This is a genomic window from Alteromonas sp. Mac1 (genome assembly GCF_001562125.1).
Classification (GTDB): Bacteria; Pseudomonadota; Gammaproteobacteria; order Enterobacterales; family Alteromonadaceae; genus Alteromonas; species Alteromonas stellipolaris.
In genome coordinates this window covers 970373-990759 of the sequence record NZ_CP013932.1, presented here as the reverse complement: position 1 = coordinate 990759, position 20387 = coordinate 970373, and the positions used below count along the sequence as shown (strand labels likewise).

The window sequence follows — 20387 nt, the reverse complement described above, 5'->3', positions numbered from 1 at the left end:
TTAAAGGGAGAAATGCAGGTGAAACTGATTATTATCAGTGGTCGATCCGGTTCAGGAAAATCAGTTGCGCTACGTGCCCTTGAAGACTTAGGCTACTATTGCGTAGATAATATTCCGGTTAACCTTCTCCCTACCCTTACCCATACTGTGGTTGATGAATATGACCAAGTCGCGGTAAGTATTGATGTAAGAAACCTGCCAAAAAATCCAGCCGACTTGGTAGAGATTTTAGATTACCTACCCTCGTCTTGGTCTATGACCATTGTGTATATCGACGCCAGCGACGATGTGCTGGTGAAGCGTTTCAGTGAAACACGCCGACTTCACCCGTTAGCCAAGCTCAACAAATCCTTATCTGAGTCGATAAAAGCCGAATCAGATTTACTTGCGCCTATTGTTGAGCGCGCCGATTTGTATATTGATACAGATAAGCTCACCATTCATCAACTCGCAGAACTTATTCGCGAGCGAATTCTAGGTAAGAAAAGCTCTCGTTTGGTATTGGTGTTTGAATCGTTTGGCTTCAAGCACGGCATACCTAAAGATGCCGACTATGTATTTGACGCCCGCTTTCTACCCAACCCCCATTGGGAACCAGATTTAAAGCACTTAACTGGCTTAGACGCTCCTGTAGAAGTGTTTTTGGGCTCTCAGCCTGTTGTGACAAAATTTATTTGGCAAATTCAGAACTTAATAACCACATGGCTGCCACATTTGGAACGCAATAACCGTAGTTATGTCACCATTGCGATTGGGTGTACTGGCGGTCAGCACCGCTCAGTATTTATTGCGCAATCGTTAGCGAAAACCTTTGGCGAAATGCACCCAGATGTTCAAATTCGCCACCGCGAGTTAAACCAGTAATGACTATTGAAAAAACACTTACTATCGTCAATAAGTTGGGCTTACATGCCCGCGCCGCCACCCAGTTGGTTCAATTAGCCAATCAATTTGACGCTAAAATCGTGCTGGTTAAAGGCGATAAGAAAGCCGATGCGAACAGTGTGTTGGGCTTAATGATGCTAGAAAGCCACCAAGGTGAACAGGTGAACGTAGTGGTTGAAGGGAATGATGCTGAAGCAGCACTAAACGCCATTGAAACCTTAATTGAAGGCCGTTTTAACGAAGACGAATAATACTACACTTGCCTGTGTTACGACTTTCTGAATAAAGCCGCTTATAATTTCATCATATAACCCGTAATTGTCTGTCCCCGCTGCGCTTTTGTCATGACAGCGTCATGGCAAGTGCGATATCCTATCGTTATAAAGAATTCCATTTTTAGGCAAAAGCAGTGGCAGAAGCGCTGGTCTCAAAATACGTACAAAGCCAACTCAGGGCACTTAATGGCGCGTTAATTAACGGCCAATTTGTTTCTGTACGTAAGCTTCTGCTGGAATTACCCCCTTCTGATGTTGCACATATTCTCGAATCTAGCCCAAGCCGCACCCGTGACGAACTATGGGAGCTTATTGATGGTGACTTCCACGGTGATATTCTAGAAGAACTTTCTGACGACGTACGTAACGGTATCATCACCAAGATGCTGCCTGCCAACGTAGTAGACGCGTTAGAAGAAATGGATACCGATGACTTAGCGGTTACCCTTAGCAGCCTTCCAGAACCAGTGCTGCAAGATATTCTTGATTCAATGGATGCACAAGACAGACTCAGAGCTGAACAAGCGCTGTCATACGGTGAAGAGACTGCTGGGTTCATCATGAATACCGACACCATCACTCTTCGCCCTGACGTGACCATTGATGTTGTACTTCGTTATATTCGCCTTAAAGGCGAATTACCTGAAAACACCGATACCTTTTATGTAGTGAATCGAACTGATAATTTAGTCGGTATCGTTCCGGTTACGCGATTACTTACCGCAGAAACCGAAGCCAAGGTATCGGATGTAATGGATGAAGAGTCTGAAGCCATTCCTGTTCATATGCCAGATGATGAAGTTGCCAGCTTGTTCGAACGTTATAATTGGCTATCAGCCCCGGTGGTTGATGAAAAACACCGTCTAGTCGGCCGAATTACTATTGATGACGTGGTTGATATTATTCGTGAAGACGCTGAGCATTCCATGATGAGTATGGCGGGTTTAGACGATGACGAAGATACCTTTGCCCCCGTACTTCAAAGTACCAAGCGACGCTCAGTATGGCTGGCTGTAAACCTGGTTACCGCGCTAATGGCAGCCATGGTAAGTGATTTATTTGAAGCCACATTAAGCCAACTAGCTGTACTAGCCATACTCAATACCATAGTGCCTAGTATGGGCGGCGTAGCAGGTAACCAAACACTTACCCTCGTTATTCGTGGTATGGCACTTGGGCACGTTAATGCCAACAACTCCCGCTGGTTAATCAGCAAAGAGATATCTATTGGTTTCTTAAACGGTGCGATTTGGGCAATCTTAATTGCTTCGGTAATAGCGCTTTGGAAACAAGACTACATGCTAGGCATCATTATCGCCTTTGCCATGTTGGTTAATATGATAGCCGCAGCAATGGCAGGCGCTACCTTGCCACTCATCATGAAACGTTTGAAAATAGACCCTGCGCTAGCCGGAAGCGTAATACTCACTACCATTACTGATGTAGTGGGTATATTTGCATTCTTAGGTACTGCGACCCTGTTTTTAATGTAACGCCGCGACAATCGCTTACAGGTTGCTTTAAGGTTATTTAGCTTGGCATCATGATGAAGGCCACCACATCATTTCGATAATCACCGGTTGTTTTATATTCTCTATACCCTTTAGACGCAGCAACACCTATTGCGTATTTCTTCCCTTGGTAATTTATAATTCGAGAGTCTTCCTCACCATTAGCTAAGCCTAAAAGAGATGGTTCTATCTCGATAACCTCCCCAACGTGTTGAGGGCAACCTTCTGTAGAAGAAATGATCATGCCGTCACGCTGACAAAACATGCCAAAACAGCCCATCAAAGTATGCCCGCTTTCATCTTTTGGTAACGAATCGTTTAACATTTCACTAAATTGTGGAGCGCTGTCAAACACAATGCCTATCCCGCCCACAACACTATTTTGTTTTAGACTGGTAATTGACGCGTTATAGATGTAAGTGTGCTTATTATCGTACTGCGGGCTCGGAACGAATCTCGACACCGAATATTCTTGTGAATCCGTACAATTTAACGCATCTATGGCGCCACTGTGCGGATCAACTTTGTCTCCAACCACTGACGCATGTTCTTTGTTAGATACCGCGATAATAATGCCATTTTTATCATAAACGTATAAATTGGTGTAAACCGTATAGAGGTCATTAATGTAACGAAGAATATCTGAAATTTTTTGTTGAGCATCAGGCGTTACGGTAGGAAGTTGCAAATGCTGTCGGAACGCAGTGGTAAGCGCCCACCAACGACAATCGTTCGCTCTCTCGTATAGGTTTCGATCCATAATATCTACCGCTAAACTGGCGCAAAATCTAACATCACCAAGACGTGCGCTGATCACGGTAGATTGTAGGTTATCGATAGAATTAGAAAAAATTAACGCTATGCTCTCGCCGGTCGATTTGATCTCAGAAAGTACCGGCATGAATTCAACAGCATTGTTGCGCGCTGCAGCAATAATACCATTCAATACCACTAAACTCAGATCGTCATTGATTAACATCGATGTTTTGAATATTTGCTTCAATTCATCGGAAAAGAGTTTTGAATTAAGTAACTGACAAGAGTCTGTTTGAAGTTGCACGGTATCATTTGAATGCTTGAAAGCATTATTTAATGGCGTCATAGCTACACCCTGCCATGATAAGCCTTTAAAACCCTGGTATCCCTTGGTTGCCGACGTTGTGGATATAAAGCTATTGTGTTTCATAGTGACTAAGTCAGGAGAACCACACTTAGGTATTTTTTCACCAATTTTGAATTTTTGTGGATGGCTAGTCGCCATGACTTCTCTGTTTTCAGACACAATCATAATGCTGCTAGCGGCACGTTCAGATTGCAAGTTCTTAAAAATAGACTGCATTTCATCGTCGAATTTAAAGCATAAACAAAGAACACCTAGGGTTCTTGCATCCTTCTCGTTACTTTCCCTAATCGCGCATGAATAAATTAATGCATTGCGCTTATGGGGTTGAAGATCTGAATAACGAAAGGTTTCTGTATAGTCATCTTTAGACGATAAGGTTTTCGAAATTAGAGGGTCTTCGCTAAATTCAATTGGACTATCACTGTCCAAATTAGCCTTTACCCGCCCCTGCGTATCGAGAAGAAGAATTTCATCGTATACACTGTATTTTTTTACGTATTCCTCTAGACGATAGCGAATATTGTTAATGTCTTCAGATTGCGAGTCAGTGTTGAGCAAGAAAGCTCGGATATCATCATCAGTTGCCAGAAAGCCTACATCGGCAGTACGTTCAAACAAATTTCTGATAAGAATATCGATAGCGACTTGAGATTTATTATGATCATCAGCCAAACGTTTCAACAAGTGCTCTTTCATCAGGTTTTGAATGAGCCGACCCTGTAACTCAGAGAATTTCTCTTTGGTGCTAAGCATTTCTTCTAAAATGCTATCTGACACATTATGGCTATTGATTTTACCTATAAGCGAGATTTTGCCCCACCAATGGTTCAAATCATCAAACCTATCGTTGTAGCTGTTAATCAGAGGAATAGCCGCTTGTAATTTTTGTCGGTTATTTAAAAGTAATTGTTCCACTACTGCACTGCCTATTATTTTTATTTTATGACAAATAGTTTTTGTGCTTGAAGAACGAAATTTCTTTTACAATTTTGTGGTTAGTCGTAAATGTTGCTTTTGACTTAACAAGGTGTAATGCACTTATTTACCATCCCAATATATTTGCGACAATGCAATACAATCGGCTTACACCTTTAGTTTAATACTCAAGCAATCCTGCGGGTATTTGCCTACCTTGGCTCCATCGCTTGGGTGATTGTCCGTACAAACGTTTGAACTCTCGGCTAAATTGAGATGAGCTCACGTAACCCACGTCCATCGCGGCTTCATTCACGTTCATACCACCTACAATTTTCATTGCTGCCGTATTCAATCGCATAGACTTTATAAATTGAATTGGCGACATGCTTGTCGCTTGTTTAAACTTGCGATGGAATACCGCCCTGCTCATGCCCACCTGCGATGCCATATCCTCGATGGTGACCGTTTCATCTAAACGCGTTGATAAATAGTCGATGGCGCGAGCAATTTCATTGCCTACCCCAAATGCGCGTCTTGCCGATTCCCCAGCCCCCCCTTTCAATATGGCGTAATAGACTTCGCGAAGGCGACTGTCGCCAAGTACAGCGGTATCCGCCGTATTTTGGCTTAACTGCAATAATCGCATTAGCGCTTCAGCAAAGTCATTGTCCCAATCAGACAATGCAATACTTGGCGGAAACTTAGCCCCTTTTGATTGTCTTTGCATGCCGCAAGCCCGCTCTACTTCCATGGTAAGCTCGGTCATCACACGAGTATCAAGGGAAATGAATACTCCCAACAGTGGATTGTCGGGTGACGCGCTAGGTGTGCCCGCCTCTACAGGCATAGACATGCTGCAGCACATGTATTGGTCAGTGCCATAGACATAAGACTTCCCATCTAGTATCGCCTCCTTGGTACCACTGACAATTGCCACTACTGTAGGCTCGTATACCGCAGGCGCACAACGAACCCCTTCGGTCACTCTGAATAGTTGCACACCTTTAACACCGGTTTCAAATAAGCCATCTTTGGTAAGCTTATTCTCGATGAGCGTTTTAATTTCTTGTTTGAACATTATGCTGGCACCAAAAGACAGATATAAAACAATAACGATACAAATAGGCATATTTTAGCAGATTACACTGCCATAAATAAGACCACTTGATACTTAGTGATTATTTTAGCACAAAGAGTTTCGCCCCTGATACGGGTAAAGATACCGAGTTCTTCTAACTAACCTGCTCTACTACCGTTGGGCATTGGTGTTTCAGGCATGGCCAAACAAGGCGTTAAATTATCAGCGTAGCCAATATCGAACAACATACCTTGGGATACTTCGCCCGCCATTTTTTGCTCGGGTAAATTCACGACAAACAGCGCTTGCTTGCCTTTAATCTCTAAAGGGTTTTCACGCTCTTGTTTAATACCCGCAAGAATTGAGCGTTGATGATCACCAAAATCTACAGCGAGCTTCATCAGCTTTTTAGACTTTTCCACGTCAGCAACATTGATAATAGTACCTACACGAATATCCAGCTTTTCAAAATCACTGAACTCAATAAGATCTTTAATAGGGGCGTTTTGCATAAGTTCACTTTCAAACTAGTTAATGTTAATAACTATATTAGTAAACTGGGAAAGTAACAGAAAAAGTAGCGAGCTACATATTTGAATGGTAAAGAATAAGCTGACTTCCTGCTAAGGCAGCAGAAAGTCAGAATGCTTATTTAATAACTTTTAAGGTAGGCTTTCCCTTTTTAGGGGGAACGGGTGCATCTATATTATCAGACGCGTCGACGTCTTCAATAGAAGCAGGCCCAGTGGCTTGAGGTTCAGATGGCTTACTTGTTTTGGCCATCTCCTCTTCGGTAGCAAATACAGTACCAGCGCCATTTTCACGAGCATAAATCGCCATAATGGCTTCGCTAGGCATGCTTAACCTTCTTGGTTGGCCACCAAAACGAGCTTGAAAAGAAAGCCCGGTTAGGTCCAATGAGAAGTTCACACACGCACTAGGCGACACGTTTAAAACGATTTGCCCGTCCTTAACAAACTCTAAAGGCACTTCCACCATTTCATTGGTTGCATCAACAACAATGTATGGGGTGAGATCGTTGTCCACTATCCATTCGTAAAAGGCCCTTAATAGGTAGGGCTGATTAGACGTCATAGATGTCATAGTGGGTTGTGGATCTCGCGCTCTTGATCGGTTAACGATGCTTTAAATGAACTGCGAGAGAAGATACGGTTCATGTATGCATTAATTTCTTTACTACCTGCGCCATTAAGCTCAATACCTAAAGCAGGTAAGCGCCATAATAACGGAGCAAGATAACAATCAACTAAGCTGAATTCTTCGCTCATGAAGTAAGGCAATTCACCAAATACAGGTGCTAATGCAAGTAGCGCTTCACGTAAGTCGTTACGCGCAGCTTCAACGTTACCTTCACCACGGAAGATACGAGCTGCTAACGAATACCAGTCTTGCTCGATGCGGTGCATCATAAGACGGCTTTGGCCACGAGATACCGGATAAACTGGCATAAGTGGTGGATGCGGGAAACGCTCATCAAGGTATTCCATGATGATATGCGATTTATAAAGCACCAGTTCACGATCAACAAGAGTTGGAACGGTTCCGTAAGGGTTTAACTCCAACAGATCCTCTGACAGATTGCTAGGATCTGTGTAGCTTATTTCAACACCCACACCTTTTTCTGCCAACACAATACGCACCTGATGGCTGTAAATATCAATTGTGTCAGAGAACAACGTCATAATAGAACGTTTATTCGCGGCTACGGCCATTCAATTTCCTCCGTCGAGAAACTAGTTATGCCCACTAAATCGGGCGAAATTCAAATACTAAAAAAGGGGGCGAGAAGCCCCCTTTGCTATTATACATAATTCTGTGCGATTAGTGCACTTCTCGCCAGTATTCTTTCTTCAGCAAGTAAACAAATACAAACAGTACGGCAATGAAGATAAGAACCCATTTACCAATACGGTGTGAATCTAGCTTAGCTGGCTCACCGGTATACTCTAAGAAGTTAACAATATCGGCAACGGCTTGGTCGTACTCATCTGGAGACATTGAACCTGTACCATCAGATTTAATACCTACATATTGTTCAACCATTTCGCCGTCGACCATAACTTCTTCGTGCATTTCAGTTGGTGTACCTTGCAAAGGTTGAAGCACATGCGGCATACCCACTTCTGGGAATACTTTGTTGTTCACTCCAAATGGACGGCTCTCATCTACGTAGAAAGAACGTAGGTAAGTATAAATCCAATCTTCACCACGAACACGAGCGACAAGCGTTAAGTCTGGTGGCGCAGCACCAAACCAACCTGCAGCTGCATCTTCAGGCATTGCACGAGTAATATAATCAGCAACCTTCTCGCCAGTGAACTGAAGGTTTTCAGTTCCTAGCTCGTCAGGGATACCTAAATCGGCAAACGTACGCTGGTAACGCTGATACTTCATTGAGTGACAACCTAAGCAGTAGTTCATGAACAACTGCGCACCACGTTGCAACGAGGCCTTGTCGGTTAGGTCGATAGGTGCCTTATCAAGATGCACACTACCACCAGCGGCTAACGCTACACCCGGTAGAAAAAATGCTAAAAAGCACATCAATTTTTTCATTAGGCAATCCTCTCTGGTACAGGCTTAGTTTTCTCGTTACGGCTGTATAGGAACAACAACACGAAGAAACCAAAGTACATAACAGTCGCGATTTGCGACGCAACAATCTTCCAGTTTTCTTGAGGTGTAGCACCTAAGTAACCTAAGAAAACGAACACAATTGCGAACACAATAAGGTTTACTGTGTGTAAACCACAACGATAGCGCCACGATTTAACACGACCGCGATCTATCCATGGTAAAGCGAACAAGGCTGCAATAGCACCAAACATAGCAAGTACACCAATTAACTTATCAGGTACGGCCTTAAGAATGGCGTAGAACGGCGTGAAGTACCAAACAGGGAAGATATGTTCAGGTGTTTTCAACGGGTTCGCAATTTCAAAGTTAGGATGCTCAAGGAACTTGCCGCCCATTTCAGGTGCGAAGAACAAGATATACGTGAACAAAGCTAAGAAAATACAGAACGCTACTAAGTCTTTCAGCACCATGTGCGGGAAGAATGGCAAGATGTCATCAGCGATATCATACTTGCTAGTGTAGTACTCATGAATTTGGAACTTAGTCTTTTCTGACTCAGGTAACGAGCCTTTCTTATGCTTAATGGCGATACCGTCTGGGTTGTTTGAACCCACTTCGTGTAGCGCAATAATGTGTAAGAATACCAAAATAACAATAACCAATGGCAATGCAATAACGTGCAATGCGAAGAATCGGTTTAGCGTAGCACCCGAGATAACATAGTCACCTTGTAGCCAGATAACTAAGTCTGGACCTACAACTGGAATCGCACCAAATAGAGATACAATTACCTGTGCCCCCCAATACGACATTTGTCCCCAAGGCAATACATAACCCATGAAGGCTTCAGCCATTAGTGCAAGGTAGATAAACATACCAAACACCCACAGCAATTCACGAGGCTTTTGGTAAGAACCGTAAATCATGCCGCGGAACATATGCAGATATACCACAATGAAGAACGCTGAAGCGCCAGTACTGTGCATATAGCGGATGATCCATCCGTAATCAATTTCACGCATGATGTATTCAACAGACGCGAACGCACCTTCAGAAGTCGGTACGAAGTTCATTGTTAACCAGATTCCAGTAATAATTTGGTTAACTAAAACGATGGTAGCCAAGAATCCAAACACGTACCAAAAGTTCATGTTTTTAGGGGCTGGGTATTGGATGGCGTGCATATTCGCCACACGCATAATTGGAATACGCGCTTCAATCCACTCTAAAAAAGCATTCATATTACACAGCCTCCGCTTCTGAGCCGAGGATGATATTTGTATCATCAACGAACTGATAAGGCGGTACAACAAGGTTTAATGGCGCAGGTACGTTTTGGAATACACGACCAGCCATATCAAACTTAGAACCGTGACATGGGCAGAAGAAACCATCTGGAACCCCTTCCACTACTTCTTCGAAAGCACCATCTTTAAGGTGCTGCGGTGAGCAACCTAGATGCGTACAAATACCTACTAAGATAAGGTACTCTTCTTTCATAGAACGGAAACGGTTCTGGGCAAACGTAGGTTGTTGCTCTGCTTCAGAGTTAGGATCTTTCAGTTTATCTTCGTGAGTGCTCAATTCTTCAAGAATTTCAGGGGTACGACGAACAATCCATACAGGCTTGCTTCGCCACATCACACGCACTAGCTGTCCAGGTTCAATCCCGCTGATATCTACTTCAACGTCAGCACCGGCCGCTTTCGCTTTGGCACTTGGATTCCAGGACGCAATAAAAGGCACTGCCGCTCCAACAACACCTACACCACCAACTACCGACGTGGCAACGGTCAAGAACCGACGACGGGTGTTGTTTTCTGGCTGGTTGTCATTGTGTGCAGACTCTGTTGCATCTACAGATACATTGCTCATCCACATTTCTCCAGGTTCGGATAATTATGATGTATAACCCTAACTTTTACTGGTTTTATCACGTTAGGATCGCCCATCATATGGCTTGTCATGAAGTTAACTCGAAGGCACTTATGGGCTCATTCGAGAATTCACTAAAGTTTCGTCAAATTTCGACCGCAAATGATAAAAGAAAAGCCCTTATAAACACAAGGTTTTACTGGTATTTAAGCAATAAATTAATCTGGGGTCATCGTTAAGAATTAGTGAGTGATTGGAATAAAATCAAGAATTTGACCGAAATTCGGCCAAATCTCTTAGTAATATTACAAGATTGTTATAAACCTTTGACGCTGTAGTACGAAAATATTCTACTTACGATAATCGAGTGCTGGTGCTCTCTGCCCAAGCATGGATTCATAGTTCAACGTACTTTTTCGTTGCCGAAACTCTTGCTTTGCTTTACTAATATTTTTAGGTTCAGCAAAAAGCGATATCGCGGTTTGTGTGAGTACCTCGCTGGCCAAGTACATGCCTTTGTAACCAATATCAGTACCACTCATTGCTGACGCCTGCCATGTATGAGGCGGAGTTCCTTTTACCCAGGTGGCGCTTGATAGTCCCACGGTAGGCACTTGCCAACTCACATCACCTACATCAGTTGATGCCGACCAAACAGTAATCTTTTCATCAAAGGGCTCTGGTGTGCTGTGAGCATTGTGATTAAAGGTTTGTTCGCGAGTGCTACTTATTTCGCTAGCAAACTGCTGCTCACTTTTGGTCAAAATAATCGGCGGTGCGGCTTCAATATGCTTGTGCATTAGTTTTGATAAGGTCACATTAGGTAATACATTCCACACCCCTCCTGTGACTTCCCAATCAACACGGGTTTCAGTGCCAAGTGCTGCGCCTTTAGCCGCCTTTTCTAATCTTTCCCATAGTGATAACACCACAGAAGGCTGCGCTGAACGCACGTAATAATACACTTCGGCGAAATCCGGCACTACGTTGGGCGCTTTTCCGCCGTTAGTGATGACATAGTGAATTCGCGTCCCGTCTGGTACATGCTCACGCATTAAATTTACCATCATGTTCATGGCTTCTGCGCCATCTAATGCCGAGCGCCCTTTATCTGGCGCTGCGGCAGCATGAGCAGCTACACCGTAAAAACGAAACTTACCGCTCTTATTGGCCAGCGAAGATGAGGGTGAAGACGTCGTGCTATCTGAAGGATGCCAATGTAATGCAACATCTACATCTTCAAATATGCCGGCCTTAACCAGATAAACTTTCCCTGAGCCCCCTTCTTCAGCAGGTGCGCCAAAAACCTTCAGAGAACCTTGATTTGGATGGGTATCGAGATAATCAGCCAAGCTAAGCGCAGCGCCTATTACCCCACCGGCAAACAAGTTGTGTCCACAAGCATGACCAGAATGAACATGTCCGTTAGTGCTAATCGGCTGCTTGTCAGACGTATTTAAGACCCCCATGCTGGGTAGGGCATCCATTTCGGCAAGTAAGCCAATAACAGGCTTGTTATCGGCTTTATTGTCTTGGCCAGTTGGGCTGTACTGCGCGATAAATGCGGTAGGCATTCCTGCAACACCGGCCGTGACTTTGAAGCCACGTTCAATCAGCGTCTGTTGCATTAATGCGCTGCTATTATGCTCTAGAAAACCCAGTTCAGGTTTTTCCCACATGGTTTTAGCGATGTGCTTCATTGTGCTTTGGTGAGCAAACGTAACCGCGCCTTTAGAGTCTATAGCCGAAATATCGGTTTGCTCAACGCTCTGAGCCTTAACAGCGCCCACAACACTAATGGAGGATATGAGCACTGCAATAGCAAGTTTATCACGAAGGGCTGTCGGTTTAATTGTACATAAATGCATCATCATTGCTCACAACTTGCTGCTTCGCCTGCACATGCTTTAATATAAAATGCCTCAGCAGGGGTGGCAATTAACGTATCGATAAGCGTATTGGCAGCATGTTTAGCAACGTAGCGAGTTTTTTCATTTGGTTCATTATCACCGACTTCATAGGTAACGCCATGCACGTGATAAACATCAGCAAAAAACTGTTTAAATACCCCCTTCCCTGGCGAAGTGCCAGGTTTATCTACGACTTTAAACACGCCTTTTGTTTGCGTTTGCAAGTCGGCTAACCAGTCTACAACCATGTTGCTAGGGGCAATACTTTCATCTACAGGAATGGTATAAAAAACATTGTTGTGGGTAGAGTGAAAGTCCATGCCCATTACAATTTTCCCGCCAGCATCCGTTATTTTATCCAGATACTTTTTCACTGCTCTGGTCTCTGGTTGAGAGAATACATTCCAATCGCGGTTTAGGTCTTTATGGCCAAGGCTATGTCGCCAATGACCATTAGCGACACCATCAGGGTTTATGTTTGGCACTACCAACACATTAAAGCGCGACAAAAACGCACTGGTTTCAAACGTAGTGGTTAAGAATTGATTTAGAAAAGAGAACATAGCTACTGCGCCTGTTACTTCCGGTGGGTGTTGGCGACCAATGAAAATAACCCACTCTGTGTTTTCTGGCTTTTCTAAAGTAAATGCAGAAAGCGTGCGGCCTTCGGTAGATTTACCAATCGTAAACGGCTTAATGGCAAAGTCTTGCTCTGCTTGTTGTAGCCAGTTTGTGTAAACAGAATTTGGAATAGGACGCTGAGCTGCCACATATAGTGGCCGTTTTGATACAGGTAAAGATAGGGTCATGCCCTGCTCAGCGGTATCAAACGCGGTTATCTTCCAGCTTTTTTGATCGTAACTCACTTTAGGTAAATACCTTGGCGTATAACCGTCAAAGGTAAGTACTACGTCTACTTTTTCTGCTTGTTTCGACGATGAATCACCTGCTGCTGTAACGCTAAAGTAATACCAAGGGCTAGGATTTATAGGCTTATCTTCTGGTAAGAAGCTCAATACATAGGTGCCGTTTTCGTCGACTTCACAGGAATCTAACTTACCGGCTTCAAAATCTGCAGAAAAAGTAACGCCTTCGAATTCACACGCCAATGCAACAGGGGAAGCAAGAAGGGAGGCAAACCCCAGTGCAATGAAAAATAATCGAAACATGATATCTCCATGAAATAAGCGCCCACCTAATAGTAAGCGCCTTTTTATGATGTGGAAGTAGATTAAGTGTTTAACCTAGAATTTATGATTAAGCGTTACGTAAGTATAACGGCCAATCGATGAATGAAGGCTACTGCTGAAACCAAAGGTTTCATCGGCAAACGGCGGCTCTTCGTTAGTCAGGTTACGCATGCCTACGGTCACTTTGGTTTTTCCGCTAAACAGTGCGTCTTCACTAAAGCGGTAACTTACGTACGCATCTAACGTTGACCAATCATCAATGACGTAAGTCACTAAATCACCTGAATCGTCGGTATAATTTAAGCTAGTGTCTTCAACATCACTAACATAACGATATTTAAGACCGGCACGCCATGCATCGCGAGAATAAGTTAGCGATAAGTTAGCCCGCCATTCAGGGCGTTCGTTTTGACGGATAAGGTCGCCATCGCTACCAAATATGGCAACTTGCTCTCCTTCAAACAATAACGCATCGTTCCCAGCTTCCTGCGCTTCAACGACTAAGTCTGTGATATCGTCAGATCCTTGATCGAACTTTCGTAAGTTGGCGGCACTGAGCTTGATGGAAAAGTCACCCACTTCAGTTTCAAAACGGTAATCGGCACTATAATCGATACCTGAAATATCTCTTGGAAGTAAGTTGGTGTAGTCGTTTCGAATATATATAATTTCGTCATTTTCATCACGAACCACATTTTCATTTGAACTACCTTGGCTTCGCAATAACGCATCGTACAAAATTTGCGTCTGACTATCTAAAATACCCACCGTGTTCTCTTGCTTGATTTGCCACCAATCGACTGTAAGGGTTAACGCTTTGGTAGGCGTAAGTACTACACCAAACGAGTAGTTTTCACTTTCTTCGGGGCTTAAAGTATCGCTGCCATTTCGAAGTTCTAGCGTACCACGATTCGTTTGTGTCACCGGATCGGTTCTGGTATTTGAACGGGCAACATTTACTGCTGTGGTCTGTGGTAACCCTGGCGCTTTGAAGCCCCCTGAATAAGCACCACGAATTAACGCGTTTTCATTTACCGTCCATGCAAGGGCAAATTTAGGTTTAAATATGCTGCCTACGTCAGAGAAATCTTCGTAACGGCCAGCCACCTGCAAATTCAAACTTTCAATAAAGGGTTTATCGGCCAGCAATGGAATGGCAAATTCTGCGTACGCAGATACTACATTGCGACTTCCGCTGGCATCAGGCGTGGGGCTACTTCCTAATACTTGGCTAGCAATTTCAGACGAAGTGCCACCCACTAGGTCACTGAAAAATAGCGTACCGTTCAAATCATCGGTTCGTTTGTCAAAAAAGCTCTCATAGCGATATTCAACACCTGCGGCAAAACCTACATCACCGGCGGGTAAACTAAATAAATCTGGTCGAGACACTTTGGCGTCAATTGAAGCAAGTTCTGTTTCTGACTCCCGCTCAACGTCCACCTTAAAACTGTCTATAACACTTTGTGATACAGGCGTATCATCAACCGTATTTGGGTTAGTTACACTGGCGCCGCTGAAAATATTGTAAGCCGTGCTTTCATCGGTACTATTAACCGCTTGTTGGAACAAGGTGGTGTTAATTCGATTTGCGGTATCTATGGTATTCGCTTTTGAATACAACACGGCTGAGTCGAAGTCCCAATCGCCTATATAACCACGGGAGCCTGCTAATAAACGATAACTGTAGTCATCGACTTCGATATTTCGTGGGCCTGTATCAATGGGACGATAGCGACGAACTGTTACGTCCTCACCAAAAGGGTTGTAAAATGCATCAGCAGACACCGTAAAACGCTGTGCTGTTAGATTGCCCGATTGTTCACGAATACGTTTTGCCGTTGCCGAGTAGTAAAGGGCTTCACCGTATATCTCAACGTCGTCGTTGATTTGATGATTCACCAAGGTGTACAGGTTGAGCCTATCTACTTCAGAGCTTAAGCTACGCTGTGAGTTTGAATCGAAGCGCATATCTCGAGGTGTTGATCCAGAAGACGCACACACATCGCCACTAACGTCTGCAACACAATCGTTGTATGACGCTGGCTCAAGGTGAAACGTGCCTAAACTGTCTGAGGAGAATTCGCCCCATGGCGTTACCGTTGAGCGATTATCTAGCTGTGTATCGCCAACAAAATCAGCAGGCACTTCGCTGAAGTTGCGTAAGTCAGAACTGGCGGCATAGTCCCGCTCACTCGCCATTACCATGTCACGATGATAGTACCCACCACTAAAAGTAACGTGTGTTTTATCATTATTAAATAACCAGCCACCAGCGCCTGATAAATTGATTTGGTCGCGACCTGTACCTTGGCTACTGCCATATTGAGCTTGAAGCTCACCGCCGGTATATTTATCGTCTAATACATAATTCACTACACCTGATATGGCATCAGTACCGTAAATAGCCGCAGCGCCATCGCGTAACACTTCAACTCTTTTTAGCCCTTTAACTGGCAGCGTATTTGAATTCACAGTAGTGACAGGCACCAAGTTTTCGGCCTGCGTACCTGGGTGTAGCACTAATCGGCGACCGTTCAACAGTGTAAGTGTGTAGCCTGTACCTATACCTCGTAGATTTACTGAAGAGACATCGCCACGTGCATCGTTTACGCCACCAACTACACGCTCGCTATTAAAATTTACGGCACCTTGTTGTGGTAACTCCGCTAAAATTTCCGCGCCACTGCTTAAGCCTAAACCATCAATATCTTCAGATGACATCATGGTGACGGGCAATGCGCCAGTATCTTGCATTCCACGGATGTTTGAGCCAGTAACTTGAATACGCTCTACACTTGCTTCTTGTTTTTGAACGTCAGCAGTAACGGGAACGGCAGAAGGGTTTTGTGGTTGGTTTTTCTCTTCGCTTCCAATCGGTGTAACGATATAGGTACTTTCAGAGGTTTGCTTGTAGGTGAAGCCCGTGCCTTTAAGCAAGGTGGAAAGTGCATCTTGCACATCCATATTGCCTTCTAGCTTAGGGGCTAGTTTTTGCTTTATTCTAGCGTCTGAAAACAAAATTTGAATTTCACTGTGCTGTGCCAGTGAGAGTAATGCGTTATCAAGTGTAGTAGCTTGAATTGAAAGGTTATCTATTTGCTGTGCTTTTAAGCCTGTGCTAAGTGACAATGCGACACACAGGGCTAACGTACTTGTTGTAGTTTTTGGCAACTTCATGGCTGCTCCTATAGTATTGTAATGTGTTCCCTTTTAGTTAATACGCAGCCAAAAACAAAACCCTCCGCTATTTCTTCACTAATTTTATATTTTCTTCATCTCTTTTCGCTTCTATCGGCAAGGTTGCTTCAAGTGCCGTTAAAATTGCATCGCCATCTGACAGCTTAAAAACGCCACTAATACGCAAATCGGCTACATCCTGATTAATCACTATTTTTTTGCTTCTATAGCGATTAAAACTGGCAATAACTTTATCTAACCGTTCTTCATCAAAACGTAAGTAACCCGTACGCCAACTTTGCGCTTTTACTACACTGTCCACACTTTCTTTTGCGATAAGTGCGCTGGTATCATTGAACGATGCAACTGCGCCGGCTTCCAATAACACTTGGGTATCATCTTTCGTTGGTTTGTTGGTGTTCGCCTCTGCCTTTTCTTCTATGGCGACGATTCCTTCTTCTACAGCAATATCAAATCCAGCCTGTGATAGCTTAATATTAAACTTCGTCCCTACGACTCTCACTGTTTTTTTTGCGGTATGAATTAGGAATGGACGGGAGCGATCTTTAGCAATATCGAAAAATGCCTCACCTTGTTCTAGCCAAAGCTCTCTGTGCGTTTCGCTAAACTTTATATTAATGCGGGTATCTGTATTTAACGTAATGGTAGAGCCATCTGATAATCCAACATTGCTGACCTCGCCGATGGCAGTAGAGTAATTATTGGCAAGCTCACTGTTATCAATACTTTGGTCAGGCGCATTGTGATGCGTGATGAGTAAAAAGCAGAACGATGCTACAACAATAGATGCCGCTAGATAGCGCATGCGATAGAAGCGCTTTTCCAGCTTTTGTCGCCAACCTATATGAGGCGCAATGTGAGCAGAGCTCTCCCATACTAAAAGTGCATCATCAAAAGCTGCTTGATGGGCAGCTTTGGCATCGCACCACGCAAGGATCTCACTTTCTTCTTTAGCTGTTAGCTCACCAGAGTAAAGGCGCACAACATATTCACTTGCGCGTTTATTTATTAAATGCTGGTTCAAACCCGTAGCCATTAATCTTGTACCTTATTACGAATCGCCGAGAGTGCGGCTGAGATATATTTTTCTACCGTACTGACAGAAACACCTAATATATCGCTAATTTCCCGATAAGCCTTACCTTCAACACGGCAAAGCACGAATGCAGATTTGTGATGAGGATTGATATTTTCAAGCACGTTTTCAATTTCTATGAGTTTTTCAGCTATCCCTGCATGCTTCTCGGGCTCATTGCTCCACGTAGAGTATAGGGTATCAGAAAATGGTTCATGCGCCTCATGAGCACGCACTTTTGCTCGCCGTTCTCTATCGATGATTAAATTGGTGACCACGGTAAACAGAAAGCTTCTAAACGTATCTTGGCGCGCTTCAATCTTTTGAGCCAATCCATCTAGTGAAAACAGTTTGGCGTACATTTCTTGGATAATATCTTCCACTTCTGGGGAATTAGCTCGTGCCCTTACTCGGATAAATCGACGAAGTGCCGGCTCATGCTCAGAAATAAGATGGTAGAGCGTAGCGTTGTCGCTTTGAGACTGCGCTATAGCTGATTGAGTATTTAAATAAACAACTTTCACACTAATTCTTCGTTCATTTCTGGCCTACCTACTAATACGCAGTGAAGCATAAACACCTCCACTTTTTTTGATTTTATTTAAGCCAGAAAATAAAAAACCCGGCGAAAGCCGGGTTTTTTGCATAAAACGTAAAATTAACGTTTTGAGAACTGTGGACGCTTACGCGCTTTGTGTAGACCCACTTTCTTACGTTCAACTTGACGAGCGTCACGAGTAACGAAGCCAGCTTTACGTAGAGCAGGACGTAACGTCTCATCGTACTCCATAAGAGCGCGAGTGATGCCGTGACGAATTGCGCCAGCTTGACCGTTAGAACCACCACCTTTAACAGTGACGTATAGGTCAAACTTTTCCAACATTTCAACAAGTTCTAGAGGTTGACGAACAACCATGCACTCAGTCTCGCGACCAAAGTACTCGTCTAGAGCACGTTTGTTTACTTGAATGTTACCTGAGCCTGGACGCAGGAACACACGAGCGGTAGAACTTTTGCGGCGGCCGGTGCCGTAGTATTGAGTATCTGCCATTTCGATTGCCCCTTAGATGTCCAAAACTTGTGGTTGCTGTGCTGCGTGCTTATGTTCTGCACCAGCGTAAACTTTCATTTTACGGAACATTGCACGGCCTAGAGGACCTTTTGGCAGCATTCCTTTCACTGCTTTCTCAATAACCATTTCTGGTTTGAAAGCTAGCAGCTTTTCAAAGTTAGTTTCTTTCAGACCACCTGGATAGCCACTGTGTGCATAATAGATTTTGTTCAATGCTTTACGGCCAGTAACCGTAATTTTATCAGCATTGATAACTACAATGTAATCACCAGTGTCCACATGAGGAGTGTACTCTGGCTTATGCTTACCACGAAGGCGCAATGCGATTTCTGAAGCCAAACGGCCTAGAGTTTTGTCTGTGGCGTCAACCACGTACCAGTCACGTTGTACCGTTTCTGGCTTTGCAACAAAAGTTTTCATTTAAATATCACCCGAATAATATCGTCGTTACTGATTTCTGAACACCAGAAATCACCATAAAATCAACACAAAGACCCCTTCGAGCCGGTCGATTCTTCCACCTTCCCAAAGGTGGGCGTAACTGGGCAGGGCGCGAATTATACAGGTTTTGACGAAAATGCGAACCCCTAATTTGCAAATATGGGCTCTTTTTCTGCGCAAAGTTTCTACAGAAACCGTGACAAGCTTAATTAATTCCGTTAATTTCAAGCAGAATACTTTTTTGAAAAGAATGAATAGGGAAAGAATGCGTTTATCGGTCTTTGTTTTAGTAGTACTCCAATTTATGGCAAGTGATTATGCTAAAGCAGAGTCTAATAACGTTATTCTCACACGGGCATTCGCTGATGACGATTATGGTTTTTATCAGCAGGAAGTTCTTGAGGCTGTAATGTCGGCAACTCCAGAATATGGTGATGCGCAGATTTCCCTGCACCCTCAACCTATGTCACAAAGTCGACAAGTAGTGTCCCTGTTAAAAGGTGATGCCCATATAATGTGGAGTGTGACTAATGCTGAGCGTGAGAAATTACTAACCCCAATCAAACTCCCCCTATTAAAAGGATTGGCTGGGTACCGAGTATTAGTGATTGCGAAAGATGCCCAACACAACTTTCCACATGCAATAAGTACCGATGAGCTTAAAACCCGCACCTTAGTGCAGGGGAACGACTGGCCCGACTTACACGTACTCCAATCAAATGGCTTTAATGCAGCAGGCGAAGAATGGAGTTTATGGTTTACGTCAATGTACACCATGGTGGAAAAAGGTATTGTGGATGGTTTTCCTCGAAATGTTATTGAGGTAAACGGTGACTTAATACGTCATGCCGACAAACCCGTTACTATCGATAAAAATCATCTTCTTATTTACCCCAATTACGAATACTTCTTCGTGCACCCTGATAACAGTGCTCTAGCAAAAAGAATTCGTGTTGGCCTGTCACGACTGATTGAAAACGGCACTCTTGAAGCCCTGTTTAATCAATTTGAATCTCATAAACTCGCCCTGACATTGGCGGACGATCCTCATCGCGCTAGGCATTTTTTGCAAAACCATTCTTTACCATATTTGCTTGATTACGCACGCTGGGATTTAGAAAAAGAAAAAGCCATGAAGGCGCTTTTAGGTGAATAATTACCTCGTGGGCCCATTTTTCTTGTTTTATACCCCGAGTTACTGGTAAAACCCCCGACTAAAATTCTATTTATCATCA

19 protein-coding genes are annotated in these 20387 nt (G+C 43.7%); 4 read left to right on the top strand and 15 right to left on the bottom strand.

Features of this window, described 5'->3' with window-relative positions:
- The first annotated feature begins 18 nt into the window (after positions 1 to 18).
- The 3 genes from rapZ to mgtE all read left to right on the top strand — a co-directional run bounded on the left by rapZ (position 19) and on the right by mgtE (position 2653).
- Entirely contained in the window at positions 19 to 864 is an 846-nt protein-coding gene (gene rapZ / locus AV939_RS04135; protein WP_041453031.1) for an RNase adapter RapZ, read from the top strand.
- Positions 864 to 1136, top strand: a complete 273-nt coding sequence (locus AV939_RS04130) for an HPr family phosphocarrier protein (RefSeq protein ID WP_013785364.1) — start codon at positions 864 to 866, stop codon at positions 1134 to 1136. Before rapZ ends, AV939_RS04130 begins: the two co-directional genes overlap by 1 nt.
- A gap of 158 nt (positions 1137 to 1294) precedes the next feature.
- The gene (gene mgtE, locus AV939_RS04125) at positions 1295 to 2653 is read left to right on the top strand and encodes a magnesium transporter (RefSeq protein ID WP_057793761.1); all 1359 of its coding nucleotides are present in this window, start codon (positions 1295 to 1297) and stop codon (positions 2651 to 2653) included.
- 37 nt (positions 2654 to 2690) lie between these two features.
- Here mgtE and AV939_RS04120 read toward each other — a convergent pair whose 3' ends face one another.
- The 15 genes from AV939_RS04120 to rplM all read right to left on the bottom strand — a co-directional run bounded on the left by AV939_RS04120 (position 2691) and on the right by rplM (position 19131).
- Positions 2691 to 4709, bottom strand: a complete 2019-nt coding sequence (locus AV939_RS04120; protein ID WP_138118111.1) for a cache domain-containing protein — start codon at positions 4707 to 4709, stop codon at positions 2691 to 2693.
- Between the two features lie 181 nt (positions 4710 to 4890).
- Positions 4891 to 5790, bottom strand: a complete 900-nt coding sequence (locus AV939_RS04115) for an AraC family transcriptional regulator (RefSeq protein ID WP_057793763.1) — start codon at positions 5788 to 5790, stop codon at positions 4891 to 4893.
- Between the two features lie 158 nt (positions 5791 to 5948).
- Positions 5949 to 6302, bottom strand: coding sequence for a tRNA-binding protein (locus tag AV939_RS04110; protein WP_057793766.1), 354 nt, complete (start codon positions 6300 to 6302; stop codon positions 5949 to 5951).
- Between the two features lie 136 nt (positions 6303 to 6438).
- The gene (locus AV939_RS04105) at positions 6439 to 6894 is read right to left on the bottom strand and encodes a ClpXP protease specificity-enhancing factor (protein WP_082604968.1); all 456 of its coding nucleotides are present in this window, start codon (positions 6892 to 6894) and stop codon (positions 6439 to 6441) included.
- Positions 6891 to 7523, bottom strand: a complete 633-nt coding sequence (gene sspA, locus AV939_RS04100; protein WP_013785368.1) for a stringent starvation protein SspA — start codon at positions 7521 to 7523, stop codon at positions 6891 to 6893. Before sspA ends, AV939_RS04105 begins: the two co-directional genes overlap by 4 nt.
- A gap of 109 nt (positions 7524 to 7632) precedes the next feature.
- On the bottom strand, positions 7633 to 8367 hold the full coding sequence (locus tag AV939_RS04095) for a cytochrome c1 (protein WP_057793768.1): 735 nt from the start codon (positions 8365 to 8367) through the stop codon (positions 7633 to 7635).
- The gene (locus tag AV939_RS04090; RefSeq protein ID WP_013785370.1) at positions 8367 to 9629 is read right to left on the bottom strand and encodes a cytochrome b; all 1263 of its coding nucleotides are present in this window, start codon (positions 9627 to 9629) and stop codon (positions 8367 to 8369) included. Before AV939_RS04090 ends, AV939_RS04095 begins: the two co-directional genes overlap by 1 nt.
- Before the next feature lies 1 nt (position 9630).
- The gene (gene petA, locus AV939_RS04085; protein ID WP_013785371.1) at positions 9631 to 10263 is read right to left on the bottom strand and encodes a ubiquinol-cytochrome c reductase iron-sulfur subunit; all 633 of its coding nucleotides are present in this window, start codon (positions 10261 to 10263) and stop codon (positions 9631 to 9633) included.
- 350 nt (positions 10264 to 10613) lie between these two features.
- The gene (locus AV939_RS04080) at positions 10614 to 12137 is read right to left on the bottom strand and encodes an amidohydrolase (RefSeq protein WP_231751161.1); all 1524 of its coding nucleotides are present in this window, start codon (positions 12135 to 12137) and stop codon (positions 10614 to 10616) included.
- Positions 12134 to 13342 (bottom strand): M14 family metallopeptidase, encoded by a 1209-nt coding sequence (locus AV939_RS04075; protein ID WP_057793772.1) that lies wholly within the window; start codon positions 13340 to 13342, stop codon positions 12134 to 12136. Before AV939_RS04075 ends, AV939_RS04080 begins: the two co-directional genes overlap by 4 nt.
- A 75-nt stretch (positions 13343 to 13417) precedes the next feature.
- Complete coding sequence (locus AV939_RS04070; protein WP_057793774.1) at positions 13418 to 16543, bottom strand: TonB-dependent receptor; 3126 nt, start codon at positions 16541 to 16543, stop codon at positions 13418 to 13420.
- Positions 16544 to 16610: 67 nt separating this feature from the next.
- Entirely contained in the window at positions 16611 to 17600 is a 990-nt protein-coding gene (locus tag AV939_RS04065; RefSeq protein ID WP_057793776.1) for a FecR family protein, read from the bottom strand.
- Complete coding sequence (locus AV939_RS04060; RefSeq protein WP_057793778.1) at positions 17600 to 18163, bottom strand: RNA polymerase sigma factor; 564 nt, start codon at positions 18161 to 18163, stop codon at positions 17600 to 17602. Before AV939_RS04060 ends, AV939_RS04065 begins: the two co-directional genes overlap by 1 nt.
- A gap of 134 nt (positions 18164 to 18297) precedes the next feature.
- Positions 18298 to 18690, bottom strand: coding sequence for a 30S ribosomal protein S9 (rpsI, locus tag AV939_RS04055; protein ID WP_013785377.1), 393 nt, complete (start codon positions 18688 to 18690; stop codon positions 18298 to 18300).
- A gap of 12 nt (positions 18691 to 18702) precedes the next feature.
- Complete coding sequence (gene rplM / locus AV939_RS04050) at positions 18703 to 19131, bottom strand: 50S ribosomal protein L13 (RefSeq protein ID WP_013785378.1); 429 nt, start codon at positions 19129 to 19131, stop codon at positions 18703 to 18705.
- A 286-nt stretch (positions 19132 to 19417) separates the two neighbouring features.
- Here rplM and AV939_RS04045 point away from each other — a divergent pair, with 286 nt between their 5' ends.
- A complete protein-coding gene (locus AV939_RS04045) occupies positions 19418 to 20308 on the top strand; it encodes a transporter substrate-binding domain-containing protein (RefSeq protein WP_057793780.1) in 891 nt (296 codons plus the stop codon).
- The last annotated feature ends 79 nt before the right edge of the window (positions 20309 to 20387 follow it).